Source organism: Microbacterium deferens (assembly GCF_045517775.1).
GTDB lineage: Bacteria > Actinomycetota > Actinomycetes > Actinomycetales > Microbacteriaceae > Microbacterium.
Map to the genome: position 1 here is coordinate 1,775,149 of NZ_JBEUWT010000001.1, position 25,626 is coordinate 1,800,774.

General features: G+C 69.6%; 31 protein-coding genes. 12 read left to right on the plus strand and 19 right to left on the minus strand.

The genetic code is table 11. From position 1 onward, the window contains the following. Positions 1 to 36 precede the first annotated feature (36 nt). Positions 37 to 1,152, minus strand: coding sequence for a histidinol-phosphate transaminase (locus ABTU82_RS08390; protein WP_407172877.1), 1,116 nt, complete (start codon positions 1,150 to 1,152; stop codon positions 37 to 39). 51 nt (positions 1,153 to 1,203) lie between these two features. Between ABTU82_RS08390 and ABTU82_RS08395 the strand changes: the two genes are divergently transcribed. From ABTU82_RS08395 to ABTU82_RS08405, 3 genes are read left to right on the plus strand one after another with little or no spacing between them, the layout of a single operon-like run. Beyond that, complete coding sequence (locus ABTU82_RS08395; protein ID WP_407172878.1) at positions 1,204 to 1,410, plus strand: ribbon-helix-helix protein, CopG family; 207 nt, start codon at positions 1,204 to 1,206, stop codon at positions 1,408 to 1,410. Continuing rightward, positions 1,407 to 1,775: a type II toxin-antitoxin system death-on-curing family toxin gene (locus tag ABTU82_RS08400; protein ID WP_116646913.1), complete on the plus strand. Its 369-nt coding sequence runs from the start codon at positions 1,407 to 1,409 to the stop codon at positions 1,773 to 1,775. Before ABTU82_RS08395 ends, ABTU82_RS08400 begins: the two co-directional genes overlap by 4 nt. Positions 1,776 to 1,814: 39 nt before the next feature. Next, a complete protein-coding gene (locus tag ABTU82_RS08405) occupies positions 1,815 to 2,216 on the plus strand; it encodes a phage holin family protein (protein WP_116646914.1) in 402 nt (133 codons plus the stop codon). On the opposite strand, the gene ABTU82_RS08410 is transcribed toward ABTU82_RS08405, so the two are convergent. Together ABTU82_RS08410 and ABTU82_RS08415 are read right to left on the minus strand one after the other, a co-directional pair. Continuing rightward, positions 2,179 to 3,495 carry a hypothetical protein gene (locus ABTU82_RS08410; protein WP_407172881.1) on the minus strand — a complete coding sequence of 439 codons (1,317 nt, stop codon included), beginning with the start codon at positions 3,493 to 3,495 and terminating at the stop codon, positions 2,179 to 2,181. The genes ABTU82_RS08405 and ABTU82_RS08410 overlap by 38 nt on opposite strands. Further along, positions 3,492 to 3,785: a hypothetical protein gene (locus tag ABTU82_RS08415; protein ID WP_407172883.1), complete on the minus strand. Its 294-nt coding sequence runs from the start codon at positions 3,783 to 3,785 to the stop codon at positions 3,492 to 3,494. Before ABTU82_RS08415 ends, ABTU82_RS08410 begins: the two co-directional genes overlap by 4 nt. Before the next feature lie 113 nt (positions 3,786 to 3,898). Here ABTU82_RS08415 and ABTU82_RS08420 point away from each other — a divergent pair, with 113 nt between their 5' ends. Then, the gene (locus ABTU82_RS08420) at positions 3,899 to 4,405 is read left to right on the plus strand and encodes a low molecular weight protein-tyrosine-phosphatase (protein WP_116646917.1); all 507 of its coding nucleotides are present in this window, start codon (positions 3,899 to 3,901) and stop codon (positions 4,403 to 4,405) included. Between the two features lie 57 nt (positions 4,406 to 4,462). Beyond that, the gene (purB, locus tag ABTU82_RS08425) at positions 4,463 to 5,842 is read left to right on the plus strand and encodes an adenylosuccinate lyase (protein WP_116646918.1); all 1,380 of its coding nucleotides are present in this window, start codon (positions 4,463 to 4,465) and stop codon (positions 5,840 to 5,842) included. A 131-nt stretch (positions 5,843 to 5,973) separates the two neighbouring features. Here the strand turns inward: purB and ABTU82_RS08430 are convergent, their stop codons facing one another. From ABTU82_RS08430 to ABTU82_RS08460, 7 genes are all read right to left on the minus strand, one after another. Beyond that, positions 5,974 to 6,315: an amino acid transporter gene (locus tag ABTU82_RS08430; protein ID WP_407172886.1), complete on the minus strand. Its 342-nt coding sequence runs from the start codon at positions 6,313 to 6,315 to the stop codon at positions 5,974 to 5,976. Further along, positions 6,312 to 6,941 carry an acyl-CoA synthetase gene (locus tag ABTU82_RS08435; protein WP_407172888.1) on the minus strand — a complete coding sequence of 210 codons (630 nt, stop codon included), beginning with the start codon at positions 6,939 to 6,941 and terminating at the stop codon, positions 6,312 to 6,314. Before ABTU82_RS08435 ends, ABTU82_RS08430 begins: the two co-directional genes overlap by 4 nt. Positions 6,942 to 7,027: 86 nt before the next feature. After that, entirely contained in the window at positions 7,028 to 7,714 is a 687-nt protein-coding gene (locus ABTU82_RS08440; RefSeq protein ID WP_407172889.1) for a cyclase family protein, read from the minus strand. 113 nt (positions 7,715 to 7,827) lie between these two features. Continuing rightward, entirely contained in the window at positions 7,828 to 8,034 is a 207-nt protein-coding gene (locus ABTU82_RS08445) for a putative acetyltransferase (protein WP_407172891.1), read from the minus strand. Beyond that, entirely contained in the window at positions 8,028 to 9,503 is a 1,476-nt protein-coding gene (locus ABTU82_RS08450; RefSeq protein WP_240606831.1) for an SDR family oxidoreductase, read from the minus strand. The genes ABTU82_RS08445 and ABTU82_RS08450 overlap by 7 nt, the downstream gene beginning before the upstream one ends. A gap of 149 nt (positions 9,504 to 9,652) precedes the next feature. Then, positions 9,653 to 10,990 (minus strand): APC family permease, encoded by a 1,338-nt coding sequence (locus ABTU82_RS08455; protein ID WP_407172894.1) that lies wholly within the window; start codon positions 10,988 to 10,990, stop codon positions 9,653 to 9,655. A gap of 79 nt (positions 10,991 to 11,069) precedes the next feature. Continuing rightward, positions 11,070 to 11,663: a nitroreductase family protein gene (locus ABTU82_RS08460; RefSeq protein ID WP_407172896.1), complete on the minus strand. Its 594-nt coding sequence runs from the start codon at positions 11,661 to 11,663 to the stop codon at positions 11,070 to 11,072. A 228-nt stretch (positions 11,664 to 11,891) separates the two neighbouring features. Here ABTU82_RS08460 and ABTU82_RS08465 point away from each other — a divergent pair, with 228 nt between their 5' ends. Next, positions 11,892 to 12,983, plus strand: a complete 1,092-nt coding sequence (locus ABTU82_RS08465) for an N-acetyltransferase DgcN family protein (protein ID WP_116646922.1) — start codon at positions 11,892 to 11,894, stop codon at positions 12,981 to 12,983. Positions 12,984 to 13,062: 79 nt separating this feature from the next. Here the strand turns inward: ABTU82_RS08465 and ABTU82_RS08470 are convergent, their stop codons facing one another. Beyond that, positions 13,063 to 14,436, minus strand: a complete 1,374-nt coding sequence (locus tag ABTU82_RS08470) for an FAD-binding oxidoreductase (RefSeq protein ID WP_407172898.1) — start codon at positions 14,434 to 14,436, stop codon at positions 13,063 to 13,065. 140 nt (positions 14,437 to 14,576) lie between these two features. On the opposite strand from ABTU82_RS08470, the gene ABTU82_RS08475 reads away from it, so the two are divergent. From ABTU82_RS08475 to ABTU82_RS08485, 3 genes are all read left to right on the plus strand, one after another. Beyond that, complete coding sequence (locus ABTU82_RS08475; RefSeq protein ID WP_407172900.1) at positions 14,577 to 15,704, plus strand: helix-turn-helix transcriptional regulator; 1,128 nt, start codon at positions 14,577 to 14,579, stop codon at positions 15,702 to 15,704. A 4-nt stretch (positions 15,705 to 15,708) separates the two neighbouring features. Then, positions 15,709 to 16,488, plus strand: a complete 780-nt coding sequence (locus ABTU82_RS08480) for a hypothetical protein (RefSeq protein WP_407172901.1) — start codon at positions 15,709 to 15,711, stop codon at positions 16,486 to 16,488. Positions 16,489 to 16,550: 62 nt separating this feature from the next. Further along, positions 16,551 to 17,102 (plus strand): DEAD/DEAH box helicase family protein, encoded by a 552-nt coding sequence (locus ABTU82_RS08485; protein WP_116646926.1) that lies wholly within the window; start codon positions 16,551 to 16,553, stop codon positions 17,100 to 17,102. Between the two features lie 17 nt (positions 17,103 to 17,119). On the opposite strand, the gene ABTU82_RS08490 is transcribed toward ABTU82_RS08485, so the two are convergent. Both ABTU82_RS08490 and ABTU82_RS08495 read right to left on the minus strand, forming a co-directional pair. Next, on the minus strand, positions 17,120 to 17,677 hold the full coding sequence (locus tag ABTU82_RS08490; protein ID WP_116646927.1) for a dihydrofolate reductase family protein: 558 nt from the start codon (positions 17,675 to 17,677) through the stop codon (positions 17,120 to 17,122). Between the two features lie 199 nt (positions 17,678 to 17,876). Further along, a complete protein-coding gene (locus ABTU82_RS08495) occupies positions 17,877 to 18,095 on the minus strand; it encodes a hypothetical protein (RefSeq protein WP_116646928.1) in 219 nt (72 codons plus the stop codon). Positions 18,096 to 18,249: 154 nt separating this feature from the next. Here ABTU82_RS08495 and ABTU82_RS08500 point away from each other — a divergent pair, with 154 nt between their 5' ends. Beyond that, positions 18,250 to 18,951, plus strand: a complete 702-nt coding sequence (locus ABTU82_RS08500) for a hypothetical protein (RefSeq protein ID WP_407173309.1) — start codon at positions 18,250 to 18,252, stop codon at positions 18,949 to 18,951. On the opposite strand, the gene dnaB is transcribed toward ABTU82_RS08500, so the two are convergent. From dnaB to rpsF, 5 genes are all read right to left on the minus strand, one after another. Then, complete coding sequence (gene dnaB, locus ABTU82_RS08505) at positions 18,915 to 20,297, minus strand: replicative DNA helicase (RefSeq protein ID WP_116646935.1); 1,383 nt, start codon at positions 20,295 to 20,297, stop codon at positions 18,915 to 18,917. The two genes, ABTU82_RS08500 and dnaB, sit on opposite strands and share 37 nt — an antisense overlap. A gap of 537 nt (positions 20,298 to 20,834) precedes the next feature. Continuing rightward, on the minus strand, positions 20,835 to 21,287 hold the full coding sequence (rplI, locus tag ABTU82_RS08510) for a 50S ribosomal protein L9 (RefSeq protein ID WP_116646936.1): 453 nt from the start codon (positions 21,285 to 21,287) through the stop codon (positions 20,835 to 20,837). A gap of 9 nt (positions 21,288 to 21,296) precedes the next feature. Beyond that, the gene (rpsR, locus tag ABTU82_RS08515; protein ID WP_116646937.1) at positions 21,297 to 21,551 is read right to left on the minus strand and encodes a 30S ribosomal protein S18; all 255 of its coding nucleotides are present in this window, start codon (positions 21,549 to 21,551) and stop codon (positions 21,297 to 21,299) included. Positions 21,552 to 21,629: 78 nt separating this feature from the next. Next, positions 21,630 to 22,160, minus strand: coding sequence for a single-stranded DNA-binding protein (locus tag ABTU82_RS08520; protein WP_116646938.1), 531 nt, complete (start codon positions 22,158 to 22,160; stop codon positions 21,630 to 21,632). A 4-nt stretch (positions 22,161 to 22,164) separates the two neighbouring features. Continuing rightward, positions 22,165 to 22,539 (minus strand): 30S ribosomal protein S6, encoded by a 375-nt coding sequence (rpsF, locus tag ABTU82_RS08525; protein ID WP_116646939.1) that lies wholly within the window; start codon positions 22,537 to 22,539, stop codon positions 22,165 to 22,167. A gap of 304 nt (positions 22,540 to 22,843) precedes the next feature. Here rpsF and ABTU82_RS08530 point away from each other — a divergent pair, with 304 nt between their 5' ends. Then, entirely contained in the window at positions 22,844 to 23,965 is a 1,122-nt protein-coding gene (locus tag ABTU82_RS08530; protein ID WP_407172905.1) for a hypothetical protein, read from the plus strand. An 82-nt stretch (positions 23,966 to 24,047) separates the two neighbouring features. Beyond that, positions 24,048 to 25,082 (plus strand): NAD(P)-dependent alcohol dehydrogenase, encoded by a 1,035-nt coding sequence (locus ABTU82_RS08535; protein WP_121150925.1) that lies wholly within the window; start codon positions 24,048 to 24,050, stop codon positions 25,080 to 25,082. A 93-nt stretch (positions 25,083 to 25,175) separates the two neighbouring features. On the opposite strand, the gene ABTU82_RS08540 is transcribed toward ABTU82_RS08535, so the two are convergent. After that, the gene (locus tag ABTU82_RS08540; protein ID WP_407172908.1) at positions 25,176 to 25,607 is read right to left on the minus strand and encodes a DUF779 domain-containing protein; all 432 of its coding nucleotides are present in this window, start codon (positions 25,605 to 25,607) and stop codon (positions 25,176 to 25,178) included. Positions 25,608 to 25,626: the final 19 nt, after the last annotated feature.

Here is a 25,626-nt window from a genome sequence, read left to right on the forward strand (position 1 = left end):
CGTCGAGCGCGTCGGGCACGGTCGGATCGGGCACTGTCACGCTCTCCACGCTAGCCCTCGGCCGGAATGGCCCTCTGGGAGGGTCTGAACAACGGATGCTGCGATCCGTAGGACCTTCTCGACAGACTCCTCCTCGCCGACGGAGATACGGATGCCGTCGCCGACGAACGGGCGCACGATGAGTCCCTCCTCTTCGAACGCCTCCGCGAAGGCCGCCGTGTGCTCACCGGCGGGGAGCCAGACGAAGTTGCCCTGCGCGTCGGGCACGTTCCAGCCACCGTCGCGCAGACCCGCGACGAGGCGGTCGCGGCGCGCGGAGATCACCCGCACCCGCTCGAGGAGCTCCGACTCCGCCCGAAGGCTCGCCAGGGCCGCAGATTCCGCCTGGCCCGTGACCGCGAGCGGGATGGCCGTCGAGCGCGCGGCGTCGAGCACGCGGCGGTGACCGATCGCATAGCCGATGCGGAGACCCGCGAGCCCGAAGGCCTTCGAGAAGGTGCGGAGCGCGACGACGTTGGGCCGGTCGAGCAGGCCGAGCACCCGCATCCCGTCGACCGCGTCGCTGGCGGTGACGAACTCGGCGTAGGCCTCGTCGAGGATCACGAGCACGTCGCTCGGAACAGCGTCGAGGAAGGCGGCGAACTCGTCATGCGTGACGGCGGTCCCGGTGGGGTTGTTGGGGCTGCAGACGATGACGACGCGGGTGCGCTCGCTCACGCTCGCCGCCATCGCCGGAAGATCGTGCCGGAAGTCGGCCGTGAGCGGCACCTCCACGGCGGTGGCACCCGCCACCCGCACCAGGGTGGGGTAGGCCTCGAACGACCGCCACGCGTAGACGACCTCGTCGCCCGGCCCTGCAGCGGCGAGGATCAGCTGCGCGAGCACCGATACGCTCCCGGCACCGATGTGCACCTCGTCGGCGTCGACCCCGAAACGCGCGGCGAGCCTCTCGCGCAGACGTCGGGCCGACGCATCCGGATACCGATTGACGTCGGCCGCGTCGCTCATCGCCTCGATCACGCCGGGGAGCGGATCGAAGGGGTTCTCGTTGCTCGAAAGCTTGAATCCGTCGTCGCCCGCGGGCTTGCCCTGGCGATACGGCGGAAGAGCGGCGATCTCGGGGCGGATGCGGACGGGGATGTCGTCTGTCACGCACCGAGTCTAGGTCGGCACCCTCCACGAGGGCGGTAGTACCATTCTGGTATGGCTATGACCGTTCGTCTCCCTCCCGAGCTCGACGCCGCCCTGGAGAAGCTCGCCGCGGCGCGCCACACCTCCAAGCACGCGCTGCTCATCGACGCGACCAGCAGGTTCGTTGCAGAATCCAGCAAGACCGAGCGGGTTCTCGCGGCCGTCGACGACATCGGGATGGACTACGCCGAGGCCATCCGTCGCCTCGAAGACGCGTGACCGAGTATCTCGAGCCGGAGCAGGCCATCGCCGTCGTCGAGCACCTCGGCCTCCATGCTCGCGACAGAGGTCTGCTGTTCTCGGCGATCGCGCGACCCGGCGCGAGCATGTTCGGCGTGGATGCGTATCCCACACTCGAGGCGAAGGCCGCCGCTCTGTTCAGCTCGCTCGCGCAGAATCATCCTCTGTTCGACGGCAACAAAAGGCTCTCGCTATTCCTCACCTTCGCCTTCCTGAGGATCAACGGGCGCCGAGTCACGTTCACCAACGATGAAGCTTTCGACCTCGTGCTCGATGTCGCCCAGGCCCGGATCGATGTCGACGACCTCGCGGAACGGATACGACTCCACACGACCGATCTCTGATCCTTCGTGCCGGAGCGTTCGCATGCCACACTCGATCCCATGGGATTCTTCGTCCGCGTCGTCGTCAACGCGTTCGCTATCTGGATCGTGACGCTGCTGCCCGCCCTCGGCGTGGTGCTGGTGCCGTTCGCTCCGGGCGAGTGGTTGCAGGTGGCCCTCACGCTGCTCGTCGTTGGCGCGATCTTCGCGATCGTGAACTCGGTGATCGGCACCATCGTCAAGGTGCTGGCGATCCCTCTCTACATCCTGACGCTGGGCCTCATCTCGTTCGTCATCAACGGCTTCCTCCTCTGGCTCACCGCGTGGATCACGGGCTTCTGGAACTGGGGCCTACGGGTCGACGGCTTCTGGCTGACCGTGCTCGCCGCCCTCGTCATCGGCATCATCAACTGGATCGCCGGGCTCATCCTGCGCCCGCGCCCGCGGGAGCGCCGAGACTGACCCGCTCGGCGACGTACTCGGTCGCGTCGACGGCCTCGGTCCGGCCCAGAGCGGTGAAGACGTCGCGCACGGCGGCGGCCCGAGGGTCGGTGGATGCGTCGATGAGAGCCGCGGTCTGCGTGTAAGACGCCAGAGCGTGGGCGGGCATCCGCAGGTCGTGAAACCCCGCGGCCGGATCGGCGAGGCGCTCGACGACGAAGCTCCCCGGTGCGCCCACCCCGGTCACGTGCCCGCCCGACTGCAGGGCCGCGACCGGGTCGTCGGTATGGCGCACGGAGACGCCCAGGGTGTCGGCGCCGACATCGGCCTGCACCGGCGAGCCGAACGACACCAGCGTGCGGGTGTCGTATGCGCCCTCGAGCGCGAGGCGCTCGATCACCATCGCTCCCTGGGAGTGCCCGAACGCGTGCACCACGTCGCCGTCGCGAGCCCCGGCATCGTGGAGAGCCGCGCCGACCGCCTCGTAAGACGCACTGCGCCGGCCCGTGTACAGCTCGAGATTCGAGCGGATGTCGAAGGGCTCGCTCGTACCGCCCGAGCGGGTGCCCGCGACGAAGACACCGAACTGCCGGGTGCCGTCGGCCATCGCGTAGCGCTCCACCCTCACCTGCGCCGCGCCCGCCGAGGGGATGCGGGAGGCGGCGTCGGCGAGAGAGGAGGGCGGCGTCGCCGCAGCCTGCGCGACCGGGCTGACCCGTACGGGCGCCGCTCCTTCCGCGACCAGCCGAGCGGCGGCAGGGACGGCGCCCAGACGTACGGCGTCGACGACGCCGTACAGGGAGGGGAACATCAACCACGGGTTCATCGGCCCCAGACCCTGCCCGCCGACGAACGCCTGGCCGTAGAGATCGAGATGCGCCGGCGGCCGATGCTCGAGGGCGAAGTCGGCGGCCGCCACCGCCGAGGGCTCCTGCGTCCACAGCCTCGCGAGGCGGGCGTCGATGATCCCCACCCGCGCCGTGTCGCCGGCCGCGGCAGCCGCCACGCGTTCGACGCGCAGCTCCACCGCCTCGTAGAGCGCCGCCGCCGAGGCGACCTTCTCGGCGATCTCCGCGCCCTCCTGCCCCACCCGCTCGAGCACGGCCCGGAGCACGGTCGCGTCGAGCACCGCGGCGAAGGTCGACGGCTGTCCCTGCGCGATGAGGTGGACCGCCGCATCCATCTGCGCGACCGTCTCGCCGACCTCGGCGGCGAGGATGCGCAGCCCCGTCGCCACCCGTCGCACCTCGTCGGAGTCGACCTCGACGAGCGACCCGCTGCGGATGGTGATCTCGGTCACGGCATCGCCGTCGCGGCGCGAGCGAGCAGATCTGCGCGGGCACGCACGACGGTGTCGGCGAGGTCGTCGACGCGCCCCTGGGCAGTGGCCAACGACTCCCGCCACCGATCGAGGCGTTCGTGGCACGCCTGTGCCGACGGAGCGCGCCAATCCGCCTCCGCGACGACCGGGGCGACCCGCACGGCGAGATCGCCGAGCCGCCCGTGCAGATCGCGGAGGATGCGGGCCGCCTCGTCCATCGCCTCCAGAGATCTCGCCGTGCCGGGGGAGAGCGTCACATCGATGAGCATCCGTCCAGGGTGGCGGGCCGCGGCCTCGCCCCCGCCGGCGACCACCGCCCTGGGGAAGCCCGACGCGATAGCGCTGCCTGTGCAGGAGGCGAAGCGGGCACCAGAATGGAGGGGTGAGTGCCCGAGACGCCCAGACCTTCCGCGTCGTCTTCGTGTGCAGCGGCAACATCTGTCGCTCGCCCATGGCCGCCGAGGTCTTCCGCGAGCTGGCGGAGTCAGCCGGTCTGGGCGACCGCATCGTCTCCACGAGCGCGGGCACCGGCGACTGGCACGTCGGCGAACGAGCCGATCACCGCACGATCGAGGCGCTCCATCGGCGGGGCTATGGCGGAGCGGACCACCGCGCCCGGCAGTTCACGGCCGCCGATTTCGCCGACAACGACCTCGTCGTCGCGCTCGATCACACTCATGAGCGCATCCTCCGCGGCTGGGCGCACGACGAGTCGGAGGCGGGCAAGGTATCGCTCCTCTTGACCTTCGATCCCGCGGCGAAGACGACCGACGTCCCCGATCCCTACTACGCGGGCCCGGCGATGTTCGATGAGGTGCTCGGTATGATCGAGGGCGCGAGCCGAGCCCTCTTCCGCCAGCTCGAACCCGCGATCCGTTCCGCGGTCTGAACGCCCGGCCGCTCCATCGCCCGCCCCTCTGCTCGCTCGAACGTTTCGGAGCCTCTCGTGACTTCTCTGCCCCCACAGCCGCTGAGCCCCCTCGACGGCCGCTACCAGAAGACCGTCGCGCCCCTCGCGGACTACCTCTCGGAGGCCGGCCTGAACCGCGCACGCGTCGAGGTCGAGGTCGAGTGGCTGATCGCGCTGACCGACCGCTCGCTCTTCGGCACCGAGCCGCTGTCGGAGGCCGACAAGACCCGGCTGCGCGCGCTCTACGTCGACTTCTCACAGAACGACATCGACTGGCTCGCCGAGCGCGAGGCCGTCACCCGTCACGACGTGAAGGCCGTCGAGTACCTCGTGCGCGACCGGCTCGCGGCACTGGGGCTCGACGCCATCGCCGAGCTGACGCACTTCGCCTGCACCAGCGAAGACATCAACTCCGCGTCGTACGCCCTCACCGTCCAGCGCGCGGTCACCCGCGTCTGGCTCCCCAAGCTCTACGCGGTGATCGACACGCTGACGGCGATGGCCGCCGCTCACCGCGACGCACCGATGCTCGCGCGCACCCACGGCCAGCCGGCCACCCCCACGACGATGGGCAAGGAGATCGGCGTCTTCGCGTGGCGGCTGCGTCGCATCGCGAAGCAGGTCGAAGCATCCGACTACCTGGCGAAGTTCTCGGGCGCGACCGGCACCTGGTCGGCCCACGTGGCCGCCGACCCCTCCGTCGACTGGCCCGAGCTGACCACCGCGTTCATCGAGTCGCTCGGCATCACCGCCAACCCGGTGACGACCCAGATCGAGTCGCACGACTGGCAGGTGGAGCTCTACGACCGCGCGCGGCACGCGGGCGGCATCCTCCACAACCTCGCGACCGACGTGTGGACCTACATCTCGCTCGGGTACTTCACCCAGATCCCCGTCGCCGGGGCGACCGGCTCGTCGACCATGCCGCACAAGATCAACCCGATCCGGTTCGAGAACGCCGAGGCGAACCTCGAGATCGCGGGCGGGCTCTTCGCCACGCTCGCGCAGACCCTCGTGACCTCGCGCCTCCAGCGCGACCTCACCGACTCGACCACGCAGCGCAACATCGGCGTCGCGTTCGGCCACTCGCTCCTCGCGCTCGACAACCTCCAGCGCGGCCTCGGCGAGATCTCGCTCGCGCCCGACGTGCTGCTGGCCGACCTCGACTCGAACTGGGAGGTGCTCGCCGAAGCGATCCAGACGGTCGTCCGCGCCGAGATCGCCGCCGGTCGCTCGCAGATCACCGACCCGTACGCGCTGCTGAAGGATCTCACCCGCGGGCGTCGCGTCGGCGCGGCGGATCTCGCGGAGTTCGTGCGCGGCCTCGACATCGGCGACGCCGCCAAGGCGCGCCTGCTCGACCTCACCCCCGCGACCTACACGGGCCTCGCCTCTGCGACGGTCGACCGCCTCTGACGCGAGCGCACGGACCGCGAGACCCGTTCTGCGCGGCGAGACCCCGACATTCTGACCGGGTCTCGCCGCGCAGACGCGGTTTCGCGGTCAGGAGCGGGAGCGAACGGATGCTGCGGCGCGAGCGCGCGCTGCTACGAACGCGGCGCGGGGCCGCCGTCGGCGGACGAGCCGGGCTGCGCGTCGGGAGTCTCGTCGTCGGGGGGAAGCAGCAACGGACGATCGAGGGTCTTGCCGACCTGGGCGGGATCGACCGCGAGCAGCAGCAACGCCACCACGACGAGCACGACGATGAACGTGACACCCGCGGCGATGGCCGCGATGACAAGAGCGCGTTCGATCTGATCGCCCGGTTTCGACTGGAAGAAGCCCATCGACACGAGCGTCACGATGCCGGCGAACAGAGCGCAGACGAAAGCCAGTCCGAGCAGCTGCACGGGCTTCATGAGGTCGCGGCGGGTGGGGCGGTCGGTCACGGGATGCTCCTATCGGCCGGGCTCGGGGCAGGCGCCCGGCGAGGTGAGAACCCCGCGATGCCGAGGAACACCGCGACGATCGCGGCGTATCCGCCGAACACGCCCACCGCGATCGTGATCCCCGTCAGGGTGAACGATCGACCGGCGTCTTCGATGTAGTAGTCGAGGGCGTACCCGGGCTGCACGAGCAGCAGGGCGAGCCCGAGCACGATGGTGAGCACGCCGATGGTCAGACCGTCGCGCGACGCGGCGCGCGCAGCATCCGCTCGTCGTCGGAAGGCGACGACCGCCTCGACGACGCCGGTGACGAGCGCCCACGAGATCACCACCGCGAAGAACGTCGCCGTGCTGCGCCACGGGCCGATGCTCGCGACGAGCCCGGCGAGCAGGGTGAGCGTGGCGAGCAGCACCGACGGGCCCCGCTGTCCGGCGGGGAAGACGAGCCACGCCGCGACGGCGAAGACGATCCCCGTCGCGATCGCGAAACCGCTGAACACCGCGAGTCCCACCGACGACGAGTGGTCGGGCGAGAAGGTCACCATGATCGCCGCGATCGCCGCGAAGGCGGCGCGGGCGAGCTGAAGATGCCGCACGTTGAGCGTGCGAGCGGATGCGGCAGAGGTCACGGCAGATCCAGGAGAGGCGGAGAGAATACCCCCAGTCTACGTCTGCGCGCCATCGCGACGTCGGGAGGTCCGTCGACGTCGAAGAGCTACGACCCGATCTCGGCGAACGCGCGCACCGGGAACGTGCCGAATCCTTCGAACGCCGGGGGCGCGGCCGTGAAGCGCGCGCCCCGCTCGGGCACGTCGCCCAGGCGGGTCAGGTGCTCCACCACGTGGATGCCCGCACCGAGCAGAAGGGTGTGGGCCGGTCGCTCGCCGCCCGACTCGGTGTCGTCGATGTTGAGGGCGTCGATGCCGACGAGGGTCGCGCCCTGCTCGATCAGCCACCTCGTGGCGTCGGCCGTGAGGAAGGGCGACCCGGCGGCGTAATCAGGGGTGCCGAAGAAGCGGTCCCACCCGGTGTGGAGCAGCACCGCGGCACCGCGCACATCGCGGTCGGCGAGCGCGTCGACCCCGATGCCCCGGTTCTGCGGATCCCACGCGTCTTCGAGGTGGACAACCTCGGCCCGCAGGCCCACGAGGGTGGCGAGGTCGAGGCCCGCCAGGTCGGGGCCGGACGAATAGCGGTGGTACGGCGAGTCGAGATAGGTGCCGGTGTTGCCGATCATCGTCACGATGTCCATGGCGAACTCGGTGCCGGGCGCATAGGACCCGCGGGAACCCTCGTGCGTCATGTGCGGCGTGATCACCGGCGCGGGCAGGCCGGGGTACGTCACGAGGCCGGCTCGGATCGGGTGGCTCAGGTCGACGATGCGGCGGGAGTTCTCGGGCATGATGCCCACGCTAGGGCTCGGGGCCGGCGCACGATGACGGCACCTCGGACAGATGTCGACCGATGCCTGCCATCCGCTCGTCCCGCGAGGAGGACGACAAACGGATGCTGCGCTCAGCGCGGGCGCGGGGCGGGGGGCGGCGGAACGGGCTTGGCCGCGATGATGTCGGCGACCGCGATCCGCTCGACGCCGCGCTTGCCGTCGACCACCACGGTCTCGGCGTCGGCGCTCAACAGTTCGCCGAGCGCGTCGGTCGCCTGCCCGGTGGGGAGCAGGTAGCGCACCACCACGCGGTTGCCCGGGGCGGGGAGCCTCACCACGAGCCGGGGGCGTAGTCCTTGAGGAAGACGCCGAAGAGATCTTCGCCGGCTTCACCGCGCACGATGGGGTCGTAGACCCGCGCGGCACCGTCGACGAGGTCGAGCGGGGCGTGGAATCCCTCCTCGGCGAGCCGCACCTTCGTCGGGTGGGGCCGCTCGTCGGTGATCCATCCGGTGTCGACGCTCGTCATGAGGATGCCGTCGGTCTCGAACATCTCGCGCGCGCTGGTGCGGGTCAGCATGTTGACGGCGGCCTTGGCCATGTTGGTGTGCGGGTGGCCGGGGCCCTTGTACCCGCGACCGAACACGCCCTCCATCGCGCTCACGTTCACGATGTAGGTGCGGGCCGCCGGGCTCGCCGCCATCGAGGCCCGCAGCTTCGAGATCAACAGGAACGGCGCCGTGGTGTTGGCGAGCTGCACCTCGAGCATCTCGAGGGGGTCGACCTCGTCGACGCGCTGCGTCCACGAGTTGACGTCGTGCAGGTCGGGCACGAGGCCGCCCGCGTCGATCGCCGTGCCCGCGGCGAGCCGCTCGAGCGAGCTCGATCCCGCGGCCATCGCCTGCTCGGTCAGCTCGTCGGCGCGCGACGCCGCCGCGGCGAGCACGGGGTGCGCGGCGACGGAGCGCTCGAGCGCCTGCGGGTGCTGATCGTTGGTATGCCCGAAGGTGACCAGCTCGGGGAGAGGTCCGTCGGGGAGCGGCGCGAGCTCCGCATCGACGAGCGGCTGGTAGGCGCCGGTCGAGCGCCGCACCGTCTGGGTGGCGTTGTTGATGAGGATGTCGAGGGTGCCGGATGCGGCGACGTCGTCGGCGAGTCCGATCACCTGCGCGGGGTCGCGGAGGTCGATACCGACGATCTTGAGACGGTGGAGCCAGTCGCCCGAGTCGGGGAGGCTGCTGAAACGCCGCACGGCATCACGCGGAAACCGGGTGGTGATGGTGGTGTGCGCACCGTCGCGAAGGAGCCGCAGCGCGATGTACATGCCGATCTTCGCCCGGCCGCCGGTGAGCAGCGCGCGGCGTCCGGTGAGGTCGGTGCGGGCATCGCGCTTGGCGTGACTCATCGCCGCGCAGTCGGGGCACAGCTGGTGATAGAACGCGTCGACCAGCGTGTACGGCTGCTTGCAGATGTAGCAGCCGCGCGCCTTCAACAGGGTTCCCGCGGTCGGGGCGGTGGTCGCGGTGCTGATCGGGATGCCGCGGGTCTCGTCGTCGATGCGATCGGGCGCTCCGGTCGCGGTCGCGGCGATCACACTGCGGTCGGCCTCGGCGATCGCCTCGCGGATCTCGCGCCGGCGCTCCTTCTTGGCCGCCTTGAACATGTGGGCCGTCGCCCGACGCACCTGGATGAAGTCGGGGTGCGTCTGATCGATCCGGGCCATCCTCGCGAGCACGTCGAGCGTGACCGCGAGTTCGGCGGGGTCGATTCCGCTCGGCTGGCGGTCGTCGGGGGCATCGGAGGGCACACGAGATTCTACGTTGGGCCGGCGGGGCGCAGCATCCGCCTCCCTTCTCTGCGAGATGCACGGGGTGTGGGGCGCACCGTTCCGGTCGGGGCGCGATATTCCTCGCCCCAAGTGCACTTTTCCGCCCCGAACGCCGGCCGACGGCGCGGCTACGCGGCCTTGCGCTCTTCGCGCTTGCGGCCGGCGCGGGCGACGAAGAAGAGCACCGAACCGATGGCGATGTACGCCAGGGCCCCGAGCCACACCACGCCGGTCTGCTGGGTGAGCAGCACGATGCTCGCGATGATGGCGAGCACCGGCACCACCCGCGGCACCGAGAAGTGCTTGTGGTCGACCTTGTCTTTCTTGAGCACGAGCACGCTGACGTTCGCCGAGAGGAAGACGAGCAGGAGCAGCAGCACCGTCGTCTCGGCCAACGTCGCGACATCGCCGAGGAAGGTGAGGCCGATCGTCGCCACCGCGACGACCACGATCGACACCCACGGGGTGCGACGGTTCGGGAGCACCCGGGAGAACGCCTTCGGAAGAAGTCCCGACTCGGCCAGGCCGTACCCGACGCGGCTCGCCATCACCATGAACAGCAGTGCGCCGTTGGCGATCGCGACGAGCGCGATGAGTCCGAACAGCCAGGGCGGCAGCGCGATACCGGTGGCGGCGACCACGTCGAGAAGGGGTCCGGTCGAGGTCGCCAGGTCGGCGGCCGGGAGGATCATCGCCGCGCCGAGCGCGATCAGCAGGTAGACGACCGCGGCGGTGCCGATGGCGCCGAACAGAGCCCGCGGGTAGGCCTTGGAGGGGTTCTTCACCTCTTCGGCCATGTTCGCGGCCGCTTCGAATCCGAGGAACGAGAAGAACGCGATGATGGATGCGGCGAACACGCCCTCCACCGGTGCCCTGTCGGGCGAGAACTCGAGCAGGCGGGCCGGGTCTCCCCCTCCGCCGCCGATGAAGACGGCGGCCAGCACGATGACGATCACGAGCCCCGACACCTCGATCACCGAGGCGACGAGGTTCGCACCGAGCGACTCGCGGACGCCTCGGAGGTTGATCAACGTCAGCAGGATGATGAACACCACGGCAGTCGGTGCCGCGGGCACGTCGATGATCGCGGCCAGGTAGTCGCCGGCGAACGCGTTCGCCAGCGCAGCGGCGGTCGTGATGCCCGAGGCCATCATGAGGAAGCCGACGAGGAACGACAGGTAGGGCACCCCGAACGCCCGATCGGCGTAGCGCGCCGCACCTCCCGCGTGCGGGTACTTGGTGATGAGCTCGGCATACGTGCCGGCCGTCAGCAGCGCGATGACGAGCGCGACGAGCAGCGGCAGCCAGATGACACCGCCGACATCCCCGGCCATCGAACCGACGAGGGTGTAGATGCCCGCGCCGAGCGTGTCTCCGACGATGAACGCGAACAGCAGCGGAGTGCCGACCGCGCGCTTGAGGCCGGTCGGAGCTGCGGGCCCGGTGGCCGTGGTGTCGTTGGTCATCGTGCTACTCGACCGGGTGGTGCGGGGCGATGCAACCCCACGTGCGCGGTGCGCGCGCGTGGGGTATAAGCCCGCGCCGCTACTGGTCGACGAGCACGATCTCCGACAGGGGACGCCGCTCGCGCGGTGCGGTCTCGCGCGCGATCAGCGTCTCGTCGCCCAGCGCCTCCGCCGGGGCGAGGACGCCGACAGCCGTGACCGTCAGAGGACGGATGCGGGCGGGCAGCTCGAACGCGGCCGACACCGCGTCGGCGTCGAAGCCGCCCATGGTGTGCACGTGGAGTCCGGTCGCGTGCGCCTGGATGGTGAAGTGGGCCATGGCCTGCCCCAGGTCGTACTGCGCCCAGGGACGGGGCTCGCCCTCGGGGCCGGCCTGCTCGTAGGCGGCGACGACGAGTGCTCCCGCCGAGCCCGCCCAGGCCCCGTTGAATCCGGCGAGGGTCGCGGCGATACGGGTGAAGGCCTCGGTGCCGCGGCGGGCGACGATGAAGCGCCAGGGCTGCGAGTTCGCCGCGGACGACGACCAACGCGCGGCCTCGATGGCGGAGGCGAGCTTCTGCTCGTCGATCGTCTCGTCGGCGACGAACGAGCGGGGGCTCCAGCGCTCTGCGAGGACGGGAAGGATGGGGGTGTCGGTGCGGGCGACGCGGTCGGTGACGGTGACGATGCTCATGACGTGCTCCTCGGGGCGGGTATGTCTGGATCGCGCCCCGTCGAGCGATCGGCGCTGGTGCGCCACGGTGTGGAACGCCGACCGGTCAGGTGTATTCCCGCGCATATAGAGGACTCTCGGCCCCCCGTTACACAGGAAGGGTTGCTACGGTCCAGGGGTCGGCATCTCGCGGGCGTCAGGGAAGACAGCTCGGTTTCGTCGCCTCCTCTGGGATATCAGGGGAGCATCATGACTCATTCCGCCACGGCCGTCGTCTATTGCGAAGGCAATTTCGGGCGCCAGGACGGCAAGACGGCCAACGGCCTCGTGCGCCACTCGGAGAAGTACGAGATCGTCAGCGTGATCGACAGCACCCTCGCCGGCAGCGACGCCGGCGAAGCGCTCGGCGATCTCACGTCGGGCATCCCCGTCGTCGCCGACCTCGGCGACGCGATCGTGCACGCGGGGCGCGTCCCCGACACGATGATCTTCGGCATGGCTCCCGCCGGCGGACTGTTGAACCCCACCCAGCGCACCGATCTCCTCGACGCCATCGCCTCGGGCATGAACCTCGTCAACGGGCTGCACGAGTTCCTCAACGACGACGCGGAGTTCGCCGCGGCGGCCCTCCTCGCGGGTGTGACGATCACCGACGTGCGACGGACGAAGGACAAGAAGGATCTGCGTCTGTTCACCGGCGAGATCTTCGACGTGACCTGCCCGCGCGTGGCCGTTCTCGGCACCGACGGCGCGATCGGCAAGCGCACCACAACGACCCTCCTGGTCGAGGCCCTCGTCGCCCGAGGCATCAAAGCCGTCATGATCGGCACCGGCCAGACCGCCCTCATTCAGGGCGCGCGCTACGCCGTGGCCCTCGACGCCACCGTTCCCCAGTACTGCTCGGGCGAGGTCGAAGGCCAGGTCGTGGCTGCGTTCCACGATGAGAACCCCGACATCATCGTCGTCGAGGGGCAGGGAGCACTCAGCCACCCGGCTTATCTCACGTCGGCGTACATTCTTCGCGGCGCCCGCCCCGACGGCGTCATCGTGCAGCACGCGCCCCTGCGCGGAACGCTCGGCGACTACCCGGCCATCCCGATGCCGACCGCGGCGAGCGAGATCGCCCTGATCGAGGCGTTCGCCCGCACGCGCGTGATCGGGGTCACCATCAACCACGAGAACATGACCGACCAGCAGGTCACCGACGCCATCGACGAGTACGAGCTCGAGTTCGGCGTGCCGGCGACCGACCCGCTGACACGGCCGATCGATCACCTGGTCGAGATGGTCTTCCAGGCCTACCCCGCCCTCCGCGAGCGGTCGGTGCTCGCCGCCACCTGACCTCGGCCGTTGCTCGGCCGGACGGCGAAAGCCGGGGTGAGTGACCGCTGCCACCCACCCCGGCTCCCGCCGCGATCACTTACACCGGGTTCGCCGCCGCGAACACGTTCCGCGGGTCCCACTGCGCCTTCTGCTCGCGCAGGCGATCGAGCGACGCCCCGAACCCGGGCGCACGATCCATGCCGCCGTCGAGGAACGTGAGCGCCAGAGCGTCACCGGTCCACGGCTCGAACGCGTCGACGTAGGCCGTCGCCGCGGCAAGCGCCCCGGGGATGGCCTCGGGCACGGGAGCCGCGGCGACCGAGTGCGCGATGTACTCGCCGGCGACCGCCGACACCGCCCCTCCGCCCGGCACCGGCCGCGCAGCGGCGCCACCGACGTGCCGCAGCTCGGCGATGAACAGCCCCGGATCCTTGGATGCTGCGACGAAGGCGGCGACGGCGTCTTCGGGCAGCGCGCGCAGCATCCGGTGGCGGGTGACCGCCGGGGTCGGCTGAGGAGGATCCATGTGCACGTGCACGAGGGCGTCGGCGGGGATGCGCGAGAACGTGTCGATCTCGGGCCGCAGCTCGCGCAGGGAGTGAAGCAGTTCGGTCGCGCGCTCATCCGACTCCAGCACGGCGCCGTCGACCACCACGACCGACCGACCCGAAAGGAACGGCGGCAGTTCGGGCAGCGGCGGGAGGTGGAGCACGCGCAGGGTCGAGGTGACAGATTCGGGCGCGGATGCCGTCCAGGTAGCCCACGCCCGGCTGACCGCCGCCGTGAACGAGGCGTCCCACAGCAGCATCCCGGCGAACACGTCGGCGTAGGGGAGCAGGTCGATCTCGAGCGACACGATGATGCCGAACGCCCCCGATCCGCCGCGGACAGCCCAGAACAGGTCGGCGTTCTCGTCGGCGCTCGCGCGGATCAGCGCCCCGTCCGCCGTCACGATCTGCACGGCGCGCACGGCGTTGACGCCCAGCCCGTGGGCGCGGGAGTAGAACGAGACGCCGCCGCTCAACGAGTACCCCGCGACTGACACGTCGCCTGCGCTGCCGTGCAGGGCGGTCAGCCCGTGCGGCGCGGCCGCGGCGAGCACGTCGTTCCAGTGGGATCCGCCGAGCACGATCGCGGTGCGGCTCTCGGGCTGCACCGTGACTCCGCGAAGACGCGCAAGACGCACGAGCACGGTGTCGGAGAGGCCGGCCTCGGCGAGTCCCGGGGCGGCGTGCCCGGTGGACTGCGGGGCCATCCGCAGGCCGGCGGCGGTCACGGCTCGCACGACGGCGACGACCTCTTCCGCCGACTCGGGGGTGACGACCGCGAACGGTCGCTGGTCGACGGCGACGTTCCACGGCATGCGCACGGCGTCGTAGTCGGGATCGCCGGCGAAGACGATGCGGGCGCCGAGCGCATCGCGCAGCCTTTCAGCGCGCTGGCCGAGGGTGATATCAGTAGAAGAAGACATGGTTTTCCGTTCTCTCGGGTGGGTGACGAGAAGACTCTGCTCTCGCCGGCGGCGGGCATCCATCCCAGAGGGCGGGGGAAATTCCTCCCCCCAGAATCCTGGGATAGCGGTGACGGGAGCGGGGGGAGCACACTGGTGCCATGGTCACCGCCTTGGCCGCCGGACGCGCGCGCAGCGACATCGATGTGTTGTCGCGCGCGGGGCTGTCCCTGGGGGATTTCATGGCGGAGTCCGCGGGTGCTCTCGCGTCCGTCGTGCCGTTCATCGCGGGCTGCTTCTCGAGCACGGATCCCGCGACCTCGATGATCTCCAGCACCCACAAGCTCGGCGATCTGTACGGCAAGAACGAGGCCGATGTCGACTGGGCGCGTATCGAGTACGGCGGCGAACCCGACCCCACCCACTACGACGCGATGGCATCGGCGGGGCGCGTCGCCGTCGGCATCCACGCGGCCACCGGCGGTCAGGTCGAGCGAATCGAGCGCATGGCCGACCTGGTGCTCCCCCGGTTCGGCTACGTCGACGAGGCGCGGGTGGTGTTCGCCGATCGCTCCGGCGTGTGGGCGACCCTCTCCGTCCTCCGCGGCAGCGACGACGCCGTGTTCGACGCGCACGAACTGGCGTTCCTGTCGAGTGTCGCGCCGGCCCTGACGCGTGGCATCCGCACCGGTCTGCTCTCGCAGATGGTCCGCCGCGAGACGGTGCACCCGACGGGTCCGGCCGTCATCATCTTCGACGCGTCCGACCGCGTCGTGCAGACGAGCCCCGGTGCACAAGAGCGACTCGCGCAACTCTCCGCCCCCGGGGCCGACCCCCTCACCTACATCCAGGCGCTCGTGAGCGGTGCGCGCCGCTTCGCCGCGGGAGACCTGCCCCGGATGCCACGCACCCGCACGCGCACGGCCGACGGCGTGTGGCTGGTTCTGCATGCCGCACCGCTCGGCGGTCTGGGCGACCGGGCCGGCGACGTGGTCGTGACGATCGAGGAAGCGCGCCCGCAGGAGGTCATCGACATCGTGGCCGCCGCCTTCGCGCTGACCGCCCGCGAGCGCGAGGTCGTCGGAGCGGTGCTGCGCGGAGCCGACACGAAAGAGATCGCGGGCTCCCTGCACGTGTCGCCGTACACGGTGCAAGACCACCTCAAGTCGATCTTCGACAAGGCCGGCGTCACCAGCCGCCGCGAACTCGTGTCGCGGGTGTACTTCGACCAGTACCTGCCCCGCGCCGGTTCGGACCTCGGGGCGGATGGGTGGTACGCGGGGGTCTAGCCCGATGCTCGACATGGCCGCCCTGTGGTCGGATGCCCTGGCCGGGAACGTCGCGCCGCTCGAGCTGGCTCTCGTCGCAGGCAGCGGCCTCCCGGGCCCGCGGGCCAATCTGGGGCTCGCGGCGCAGTTCGCCGACACGGTCGCGAAGACGGCGGTCGAGAATCGGCCGGGCGCGCTCGCGCTCCTCGACGACTGGCTCGCTCGCCCCGCACGCTTCGTCGCCGACATCCCCGAAGACGTCTCCGACTACCTGCCCGCCTGCGCAGCGCTCGCGGCGGGATCACTCGACGCCCGAGCCCTCCTCACCCACGCCGCTCCCGACCACCGGTGGAGAGTCCGCGAGCTCGCCGCGACAGGCATGCAACGTGTGCTCACCGTCGATTGGGGCGCGGGGATGCAGACGATCGACGACTGGCTCCGCTCGGGTGACCCGCTGCTGATCCGGGCGGCGGTCGCCGCGGTGGCCGAGCCGAGGCTCGTGCGTGATGCCGCCCACGCGGCTCAGGCGTACGAGGTGGTGCTGCAAGCGACGGACGCGCTGCTCGCCACCCGCCCCGAACTCCGCCGCGCGGAGGACGTGCGCGTCCTCCGCGCGGCGCTCGGCTACGGGATCAGCGTCATCACCGTCGGTCATCCGGATGCCTGCATCGACCTGCTTCAGCAGCTCGCCGCCTCGGACGACGCCGATGCGCGGTGGATCGCGAAGGAGAATCTGCGCAAGGCGCGGCTGCGACCGTTCGCCGATCGCCTGGCTGACGCCCGGCGGGCCGTGGGGTTGAGCTGATCCGCATCGCTCGCCGGATCCCCGGCGTCGGAGTGAGCGACCCCGCGCCGTAGAGTCGCGACGTGCGTATCGTCGTCTGCGGGACCCACGCGAGCGGAAAGAGCACGCTCGTGGCAGACTTCGCCGCCCGGCATCCTCGTTTCACCGTGCTGTCCGATCCGTTCGAACTCCTCGACGAGGCGTGGGACGCCCCGAGCCCCGCCCTGTTCACGGCCCAGCTGCGAGTCTCCGCGGCACGGCTGCATCCGGGTGAGACCGCGAGCCCCGTCATCGCCGAGCGCGGCCCGATCGACTTCTTCGCGTACCTCCTGGCGTGGGAAGACCTGACCGGTGGAGAGGTTCCGCGCGACCTCCTCGACCGGCTCCTCGAGATGACACGGGATGCCATGGCCCACGTCGACGTTCTCGTCGTGCTCCCCCTCACCCCCGCCGACGAGATCTTCGTCCACACCGAAGAAGACCTCCCGCTGCGCGCAGCGATGAACGACATCCTGCTCGACCTCGTCGCCGACGACGACGTCACCGGAGGACGGCCGAATGTCGTCGAGATCACCGGCGACCGCGACCACCGACTCGCCGCTTTGGAGGCCGTCGTGGCGGATTTCGCGCGCTGACGCGGAGCGCTCGGTCCCTATTCGGCAGGCCGGTACCGCTGCACCGTGACCCCCGACCGGAACTCCCGCCGCTCGATGAGCTCGAGATTCAGCTCCACCCCGTGGAGCAACCTCGGCCCGCGCCCGGCGATCACCGGATGCACCACGAACGTGTACTCGTCGATGAGCCCGGCCGCGGCGAGCGCGGCCGGAAGCACCACACCGCCGAGCGAGATCCCTCGCCCCGACTGCGCTCTGAGTCCCTTCACCGCGGCCACGAGCTCGCCGTCGAGGAGTTCGGCATTCCAATCCACGGCGTCGAGTGACCCGGATGCCACCACCTTCGGCATCCGGTCGATGACATCGGCGAACGGCACGTCGTCGTCGCCCATCCAGTCGGGCCACTCCCCCGACTCGGGCCGGCGCCACGCGGCGCGCATCATCTCGAACGTCACGCGCCCGTAGAGCAGCGTGTCGGAGCGGCGCAGCTCGTCGGTCCAGAACGCCATCGACTCGGCATCCGGCGGGAGGCCCGCCTCGTGGTGGACGCACCCGTCGAGGGAGACGTTGATGCCATAGCGGAGGGGTTGGGTCACGGCGGTCTCCTTCGGCCCGAACGGCGGTGGCGCCAGGCTACCGGCGTGCGCGTCCCATCGACAGGCCCGACCAGCCGGCGGTCTACGACGGCGAGCGCGGGAATACGGACGACGCGTTCCTCGAGGGCTGAGATGCCGAGCGGGGCCTCGCGCGGATGGTGGGTGCCATCGCTGCAAAGCCCCGCTCACTGGGCCAGGGTCAGTGACCCACCTGCTTCTGCCGCCGTGCGGCGCTGGTCAGAACCGTAGTGAGAACCAGGAACACGACGATCGTGACCACCCCGGACGAGGACAGCGCGGCCCCCATTGCCGCCCCCACCCCGACCAGGAAACTGGCGACGACGAGTCCCACCCCGATCCCGAGGCCCAGGATGCCGAGCATCAGACCGAGCGTGAGAAATCGGTTGTCGGCGAACATGTCATGTACCTCCTCTACTGAGCCCAGCAACTGGGAATGACCACGCCGGGCACCCCACCGTTGAGGTAGATGGCGTTCAGGCTGCTGGTGTCCTCGCAGATGTTCAAGAACCTGGGGCGGCACGCTGCTGTCCAACCTGATCGGCGGATGGCTGATCATGGCGATTATCGTCGCCGCCTTTCCCGACTGGCATCCGGTGCTCGCCGAGACCGCGCAACACTTCATCGACGCGCCCCTCAACCTCGAGTTCGCAGCTCTGGCGATTCTCGGTGGTGCCGTCATCACGCTCATGACGAGGATGCAAGCTGGCACCGAATCCGAGCCCGCGAAGATCGTGGCGGCCGTCGCCGGCGGATTCATCCTCGCCGGCTTTCAGCTCTTCCACTCGATCCTGGATTCGCTGTTCGCCTTCGGCGCGATCATCAGCGGCGCACCGATGACCTACCGACTGGGTGCTGTGGTTCCTCCCCGTTCTGGGCCTGAACCTCGCGGGCGGGCTGCTGCTCGTCACCCTGTTGCGCATCGTGCGGACCGGCGAGCTGTTCAAGCTCCGACGCCGCAGGAACGAAGCGCGCAACGCGGGTTAGGCAGGGATCCAGTCGGGGCCTGGACTCACTCAGACCAGACGCTTCTCGAGGAGAGCAAGAAGGGCGTTCGCGCCGTCGGGCTCTTCAAGAAGGTCGAGCGCCTGCTTCCGAAACGGGCTGGAACGCGTGACAGCCTCGCGAATATCACTGCGCAGCACTGCCGTGCGACGGCGAGAGTCTCGTCAGGACCGTCAGAAACCGCCGTCACTAAGCGAACCCTCCACCAGCGCCGCTACATCCCCACGGCCATGTCGGTGAAGCGCGAGTAGTGGCCCTGGAACGCCACGGTGATCGTGTCGGTCGGACCGTTGCGGTGCTTCGCCACGATCAGGTCGGCCTCGCCGGCACGCGGGCTGTCTTTCTCGTACGCCGCTTCGCGGTGCAGCAGCACCACCATGTCGGCGTCCTGCTCGATCGAGCCCGACTCGCGGAGGTCGGAGAGGGCGGGCTTCTTGTCGGCGCGCTGCTCGGCGCCACGGTTCAGCTGCGACAGCGCGATGACGGGAACGCCGAGCTCCTTCGCGAGCAGCTTGAGCGCACGCGAGAACTCGCTGACCTCTTGCTGGCGCGACTCGACGCGCTTGCCGCTCGTCATGAGCTGCAGGTAGTCGATGACCACCATCTTCAGACCCTCGCGCTGCTTGAGACGGCGGCACTTCGCGCGGATCTCGACGAGCGTCATGTTGGGGCTGTCGTCGATGTACAGGGGCGCCTCGTTGATGCGGCCCCGCGTGGCGGCGATCGTCGTCCAGTCGCGGGAGTCGAGGGTTCCCTTGCGCATGTTCTGCAGCGGGATAGCGCCCTCGGCGCTCATGAGACGCATGGCGATCTCGCTGCGCCCCATCTCGAGCGAGAAGAAGATCGTCGGCATGTTGTGCTTGATGGCCGCCGCACGGGCGAAGTCGAGCGCGAGCGTCGACTTACCCATGGCGGGCCGCGCGGCGATGATGATCATCTGCCCCGGGTGAAGGCCGTTGGTGAGCTGGTCGAGTCCGCTGAACCCCGTGGGGATCCCGGTCATCTGACCGTCACGGCCGCGGGCGGCCTCGATCTCGTTGACGGCGGCGTCGACGGCGATCGTCAGCGGCACATAGTCTTCGGCCGTCTCGGCGCCCGAGACGTTGTAGATCTCGGCCTGGGCGTTGTTGACGAGGTCGAGGGCGTCGCCCTGCCCGTTGTAGCCCATCTGCACGATGCGCGTGCCGGCCTCGACGAGGCGGCGCAGGAGGGCCCGCTCGGCGACGATCGAGGCGTAGTAGCCCGCGTTGGCGGCAGTCGGCACGATCGACGTGAGCGTGTGGAGGTAGTCGGCACCGCCGGCGCGCTGCAGCTCGCCGGTCTTGATGAGCTCGTCGGTGACCGCGACCACGTCGGTGGGCTCGCCGTGCGAGTAGAGGGTCAGCACGGCGTCGAAGATCAACTCGTGCTTCGGCACGTAGAAGTCGGCCCCTCGCAGCGTCTCGATCACATCGGCGACGGCGTCTTTCGACAGCAGCATTCCGCCGAGCGCACTCTGCTCTGCCAGCAGGTCGTGCGGAGGCGTGCGCTCGTGCTTGCGGGGTCCGCCCAGGCGTTCTTCCGAGATGTCGGCGATCGACACGTGGTCTCCGTTCATGGGCTCCGCGGGGTTGTGCGCATCGGCGCGCGGAGCGCACCGAAAAACGAAGCGGACGAGGTGCGATCCGCTTCGCGAGATGTCACCACCAACCTCCGACACGACCGGTGATCGTGCGTCTCGACGGGGTTTCTTCGGTGGGCTGCCCCCACGCTATGGAGGCGATCAGCCCCTCGCAAACCGGCCTGTGGATAACTCTGTGGAGAGATGTCGAGAAACGCCGGGCGGCCTGTGTACAACACCTGTGGAGAATCTGCAGAGAACTACCTACTTGAGAGACGTAAATGATCTCTGATCAGGCTTTTATGTATCCACATGCCGTCCTCCCCAGACGACTTGAAGTGTGGGTTGAAGGTTCTGCGAAACCTCCCGCCACATGTGTACAACTTCGGGGATAACTTCCGCGAAAACTTGACATAGGCGGCCGGAGGAGTCGCTCGGACGCCGAGCAATCGGCGCACTGCCGTGGAACGACGGATGCCGCGAACCCCTGAGGGTCCGCGGCATCCGATGGTCCCGAAGGACCGACGTTCGGTACTACTTCGCAGCGACCACCTGGAGGGTGATCACGGCGGTGAGATCGTCACGCAGGCGAACGGTCGCCTCGTGCTCGCCGACCGACTTGATCGGCGACGTGATCTGGATCTTGCGCTTGTCGAGGTCGCCGAAACCGGCGGCCTTGACGGCGTCTGCGACGTCGCCGGTCTTGACGGCGCCGAAGAGGCGGCCTTCGTTGCCAGCCTTGACGGCGAGCTTGACCTTGTTCGACTCGAGGGTGTCCTTCAGGGCGACAGCCTCTTCGTGGTCGTGGATCGCGCGCGATTCACGGGCCGCGCGAATCGACGCGACCTGCTTCTCGCCACCGCGGGTCCACGCCACAGCGAATCCCTGGGGGATGAGGTAGTTACGGGCGTAGCCGTCCTTGACCTCGATGACGTCTCCGGCGCTACCGAGCCCCGTGACCTCGTTCGTGAGAATGAGCTTCGACATGGTTGCTCCTTAGCGGCCGGCGCCGGCGTAAGGCAGGAGAGCCATCTCGCGCGCGTTCTTGATCGCGCGGGCGATGAGTCGCTGCTCCTGCACCGAGACACCGGTGATACGACGGGCGCGGATCTTCCCGCGCTCCGAGATGAACTTGCGGAGGGTGGCGACATCCTTGTAGTCGATGAGGCCGACGCGGATCGCCTTCGCGGGGGCCGCGTTCTTCGCGCCCTTCCGCGGCTTCCGGCGGTCGCCGGTGGCTTTTCCAGCCATAGTGCTTCCTTACTGTGAAATGTGGATGCTGTCTCTCGGCACCGTGCGGTTCTCACCGCGCTGCCGATCGGCGGGCATTTAGAAGGGGGTGTCGTCGCCGTAGCTGCCGGGCGTGCTCCACGCGTCGGCTCCGCCGGCGGCGGGAGTGCTGCCTCCGGTCGAGGATCCGGGCGTCGACCACGGCTCGTCGGCCGCGACCTGAGGACGGGACTGCCCGCCACCGGTCTGGCCGCTTCCGCCGCCCGACGCTGCGCGCGTGACCTGTGCGGTCGCGTAACGCAGCGAGGGGCCGATCTCGTCGACCTCGAGCTCGATCGAGGTGCGGTTCTGGCCCTCGCGGTCCTGGTAGGAGCGCTGCTTGAGGCGACCGGTCGCAACGACCCGTGCACCCTTCGTCAGCGAACCCGCCACGTGCTCGGCGAACTCGCGCCACACCGACGCGCGGAGGAACAGCGCTTCGCCGTCCTTCCACTCGTTCGCCTGACGGTCGAACGTGCGGGGGGTCGACGCGATGGTGAAGTTCGCCACCGGGAGCCCGTTCTGCGTGTAACGCAGCTCGGGATCGGCGGTGAGGTTGCCGACGACCGTGATGATCGTTTCACCGGCCATGGCGCTACGCGTCCTGCTTGGCGGGGCGCGCTGCCTTGCGGGCAGCCTTCTCGTCGGAGCGCTGCTTCTCGGAGGCGATCATGGCGATCGCTTCCTCGGCACGGAGGACCTTGGTACGCATGATCTGCTCGTTCAGCTTGAGCTGACGGTCGAGTTCCTGCGTGGCCTCGCTCGTGGCGGTGAAGCTGACGACGGCGTAGATGCCTTCGTTCTTCTTCTGGATCTCGTAAGCGAGTCGCCGGCGGCCCCAGATGTCGACCTTGTCGATCGAGCCGCCGTCGTTCGTGATGACCTTGAGGAAACCATCGAGCTTCGGAGCGACCTGGCGCTCGTCGACCTCGGGATCAAGGATGACCATGAGTTCGTACTGGTGCGTCACTAACCCACCTCCTTCGGACTAGAACGGCTTCCGGGCATTTCCCGGAAGCAGGAGGGTGTGTGCACGTCATCGGGACTCACGCGGACAGACCGCTGCCAGACAACCTCCTCAGTGTAGCGGATGCCTCGTCTCCCACGAATCGCGCTCCCTCGCCCGGTCGCCCCCCAACTCGCGAGACATCATCCTGGGCACGAGACTGCGTCCAAGGAGCGAAGTCTCGTAGCCAGACTGACGTCTCGCGGTTCCACGCGCGCCGGGGGCGCGTGAGTAGCGTGGACGCCATGCAGCGGACACCGGAGACCCGATGAGCGGCGTGGCGTTCGATGCGCGCCCGCTGACCGAGCCCGTCGATGCGCGCGAGGCGCGTGCCCATGCCCGGCGCATGAAGGCGGAGGGGCGCGCTCCGACGTCGAACGCCGCGGTCATCGTCGTCGCGGTCATCGTCGGGCTCGTGATCGTCTCCGCGTTCTTCACCGTCGGCGTCGGTGTCGTGACGGCGCTCGTGCGGGGCGGGCTCGGGGCCGCCGCCGTCTTCCCTGTGATCGTCGCGATCGCGGTCTTCGGCCTCATCGTCTTCTTCGCCGTGCGCGGCATCCGGGGGCAGGCCGCGCGCTGGATGCGCCTCGACCGGTTCGCGCGCGCGAACGGCCTCACCTACCTGCCGAAGCTCGATGACCCGCAGCTTCCGGGCATGATCTTCCAGCGGGGGAGCAGCCGCGCCTCGAGCGACCTGATGCGCGGAGAGCAGCCGCGCTTCGTCGAGTTCGCGAACTACCGCTACACGACGGGCAGCGGCAAGAACCGCACCACGCATCGCTGGGGCTACGTCGCCGTGAAGCTGGACGTGCCCCTGCCGCACATCATCCTCGACGCGATCGGCAACAACGGCCTCTTCGGCGCCTCCAACCTCCCCGCCGTCTACGACCGCGACCAGCGGCTGAGCCTCGAGGGCGACTTCGACCGTCATTTCGCGCTGTACTGCCCCCAGGGCTACGAGCGCGATGCGCTCTACCTCTTCACGCCCGACATCATGGCGCGCTTCATCGACAACGCCGCGCAGCTCGACGTCGAGATCGTCGACGACTGGCTCTTCCTCTATGCCAAGCGCGACCTGTCGACCCTCGATCCGGCGACGTGGGGCTGGATGTTCACCGTGGTCGCCGCGCTGCTCGACAAGCTCTCCCAGTGGGCGCGCTGGCGCGACGACCGGCTCGCACCCCCCGCCCTCGACGCGGTCGCCTCGGGCATCCCGGGGGCGCAACCCGGACCTACGCCGGTTCTGCTTCCGCCACCGCCCGGTGTCGCAGCATCCGGCCGTCGACTCAAGACGGGCGTGCCCTGGGTCGCGCTGATCGTCTTCGGCGTGCTCGGCGCGGGCTGGCTGTTCACCGTGATGGGTGGCTGGACGGCGATCCTGGGCCGCTGACGGCCCGGCGATGCGACACCCCCCGTGACGCGGAAGCGTCGCGGGTGCAGAGTGGAGGTACCGCCCTGAGAGAAGGAGAGCCATGAAGGCAGTGCAGTATCGCGAGATCGGCAAAGGACCCGAGGTCGTCGAGATCGATACCCCCGAACCCGGCCCCGGCCAGATCCGCCTCAAGGTCACCGCGGCAGGGCTCTGCCACTCCGACTGGTTCGTGATGGACCTCCCCGAGGAGCAGTACACCTACGGCCTGCCCCTCACCCTCGGTCACGAGGGAGCCGGCGTCATCGACAAGCTCGGCGACGGCGTCGAGGGCCTGAAGGTCGGAGACCCCTACGCCATCTACGGGCCGTGGGGCTGCGGGCGCTGCCACGCCTGCGCGCAGGGCGCCGAGAACTACTGCCCCTACGCGGCCGAGCTCGGCATCACCCCTCCCGGCCTCGGTGCGCCCGGCGCGATGGCCGAGTACGTCATCGTCGACGACCCGCGCCACCTCGTGCCGCTGGGCGACCTCGACCCGGTCGAGACCGTATCGCTCACCGACGCCGGCCTCACGCCGTACCACGCGATCGTCTCGGCCCGAGAGAAGCTCTACCCGGGCGGCGTCGCCGTGGTCATCGGCGTCGGAGGCCTCGGCCACGTCGGCGTGCAGATCCTGCGGGCGATCTCGCAGGTCACGGTCATCGCCGTCGACGTGAGCGAGGAGAAGCTCGAACTGGCGACCGAGGTCGGCGCTCACCACACGGTGGTCTCCGGCCCGGGCGCGGCCGACAGCATCCGCGAACTGACGAACGGGCTCGGCGCGTCTGCCGTCTTCGACTTCGTCGGCGTGCAGCCCACCATCGACCTCGCCCGCGAGGTCGCCGCCGTCAACAGCTTCATCCACATCGTCGGGATCGGCGGCGGCATCATGCCCGCCGGCTTCTTCTCCACGCCGATGGGCGCGGCCGTTCGCGCGCCCTACTGGGGCACGCGGGGCGAGCTCATCGAGGTGCTCGATCTCGCGCGCACCGGGTCGGTCGGCGTGCACGTCGAGCGCTACGACCTCGACCAGGCCGTCGAGGCGTACCGCAAGCTCCACCACGGCGAGGTGCGCGGCCGCGCCGTCGTCGTTCCCTGACGCACCCGCGTCGGAGGCTCACACCGAGGTCGGAGGTTTTCACGTGAAACCTCCGACCTCGGTGCGTTTCTCCGACGAACGGATGCTGCGAGCTCAGCCCTTCGCGAGCCCGAAGGCCTCCAGCTCGGCGGGCTCCAGCATCCGCGACCGGATCAGGAACCGCATGCCCGTCGGGCCCTCGACCGAGAAGCCGGCGCCGCGGCCCGGCACGACGTCGATGGTGAGGTGCGTGTACTTCCAGTACTCGAACTGCGACTCCGACATGTACACCTCGATGGGGTCGATCGGCTCCGAGCGGATCGATGCCTGCCCTGAGCCTGCCGAAGGGTCGAGCCCGGCGTCGATCGCCCCGAGATGCACGTCACCCGACCCGGTGAGGAACATCCCCACCGGGTAGCACATGGGCGAGCTACCGTCGCAGCATCCGCCCGACTGGTGGAACATCAGCGGACCGTGCTGCTTCGTGAGGTCGCGAAGCAGCGATGCCGCGGCTTCGGTCACGTCGACCCGCGAGTAGTCGGTCATGAGAGGTCCTTTCGTCGAG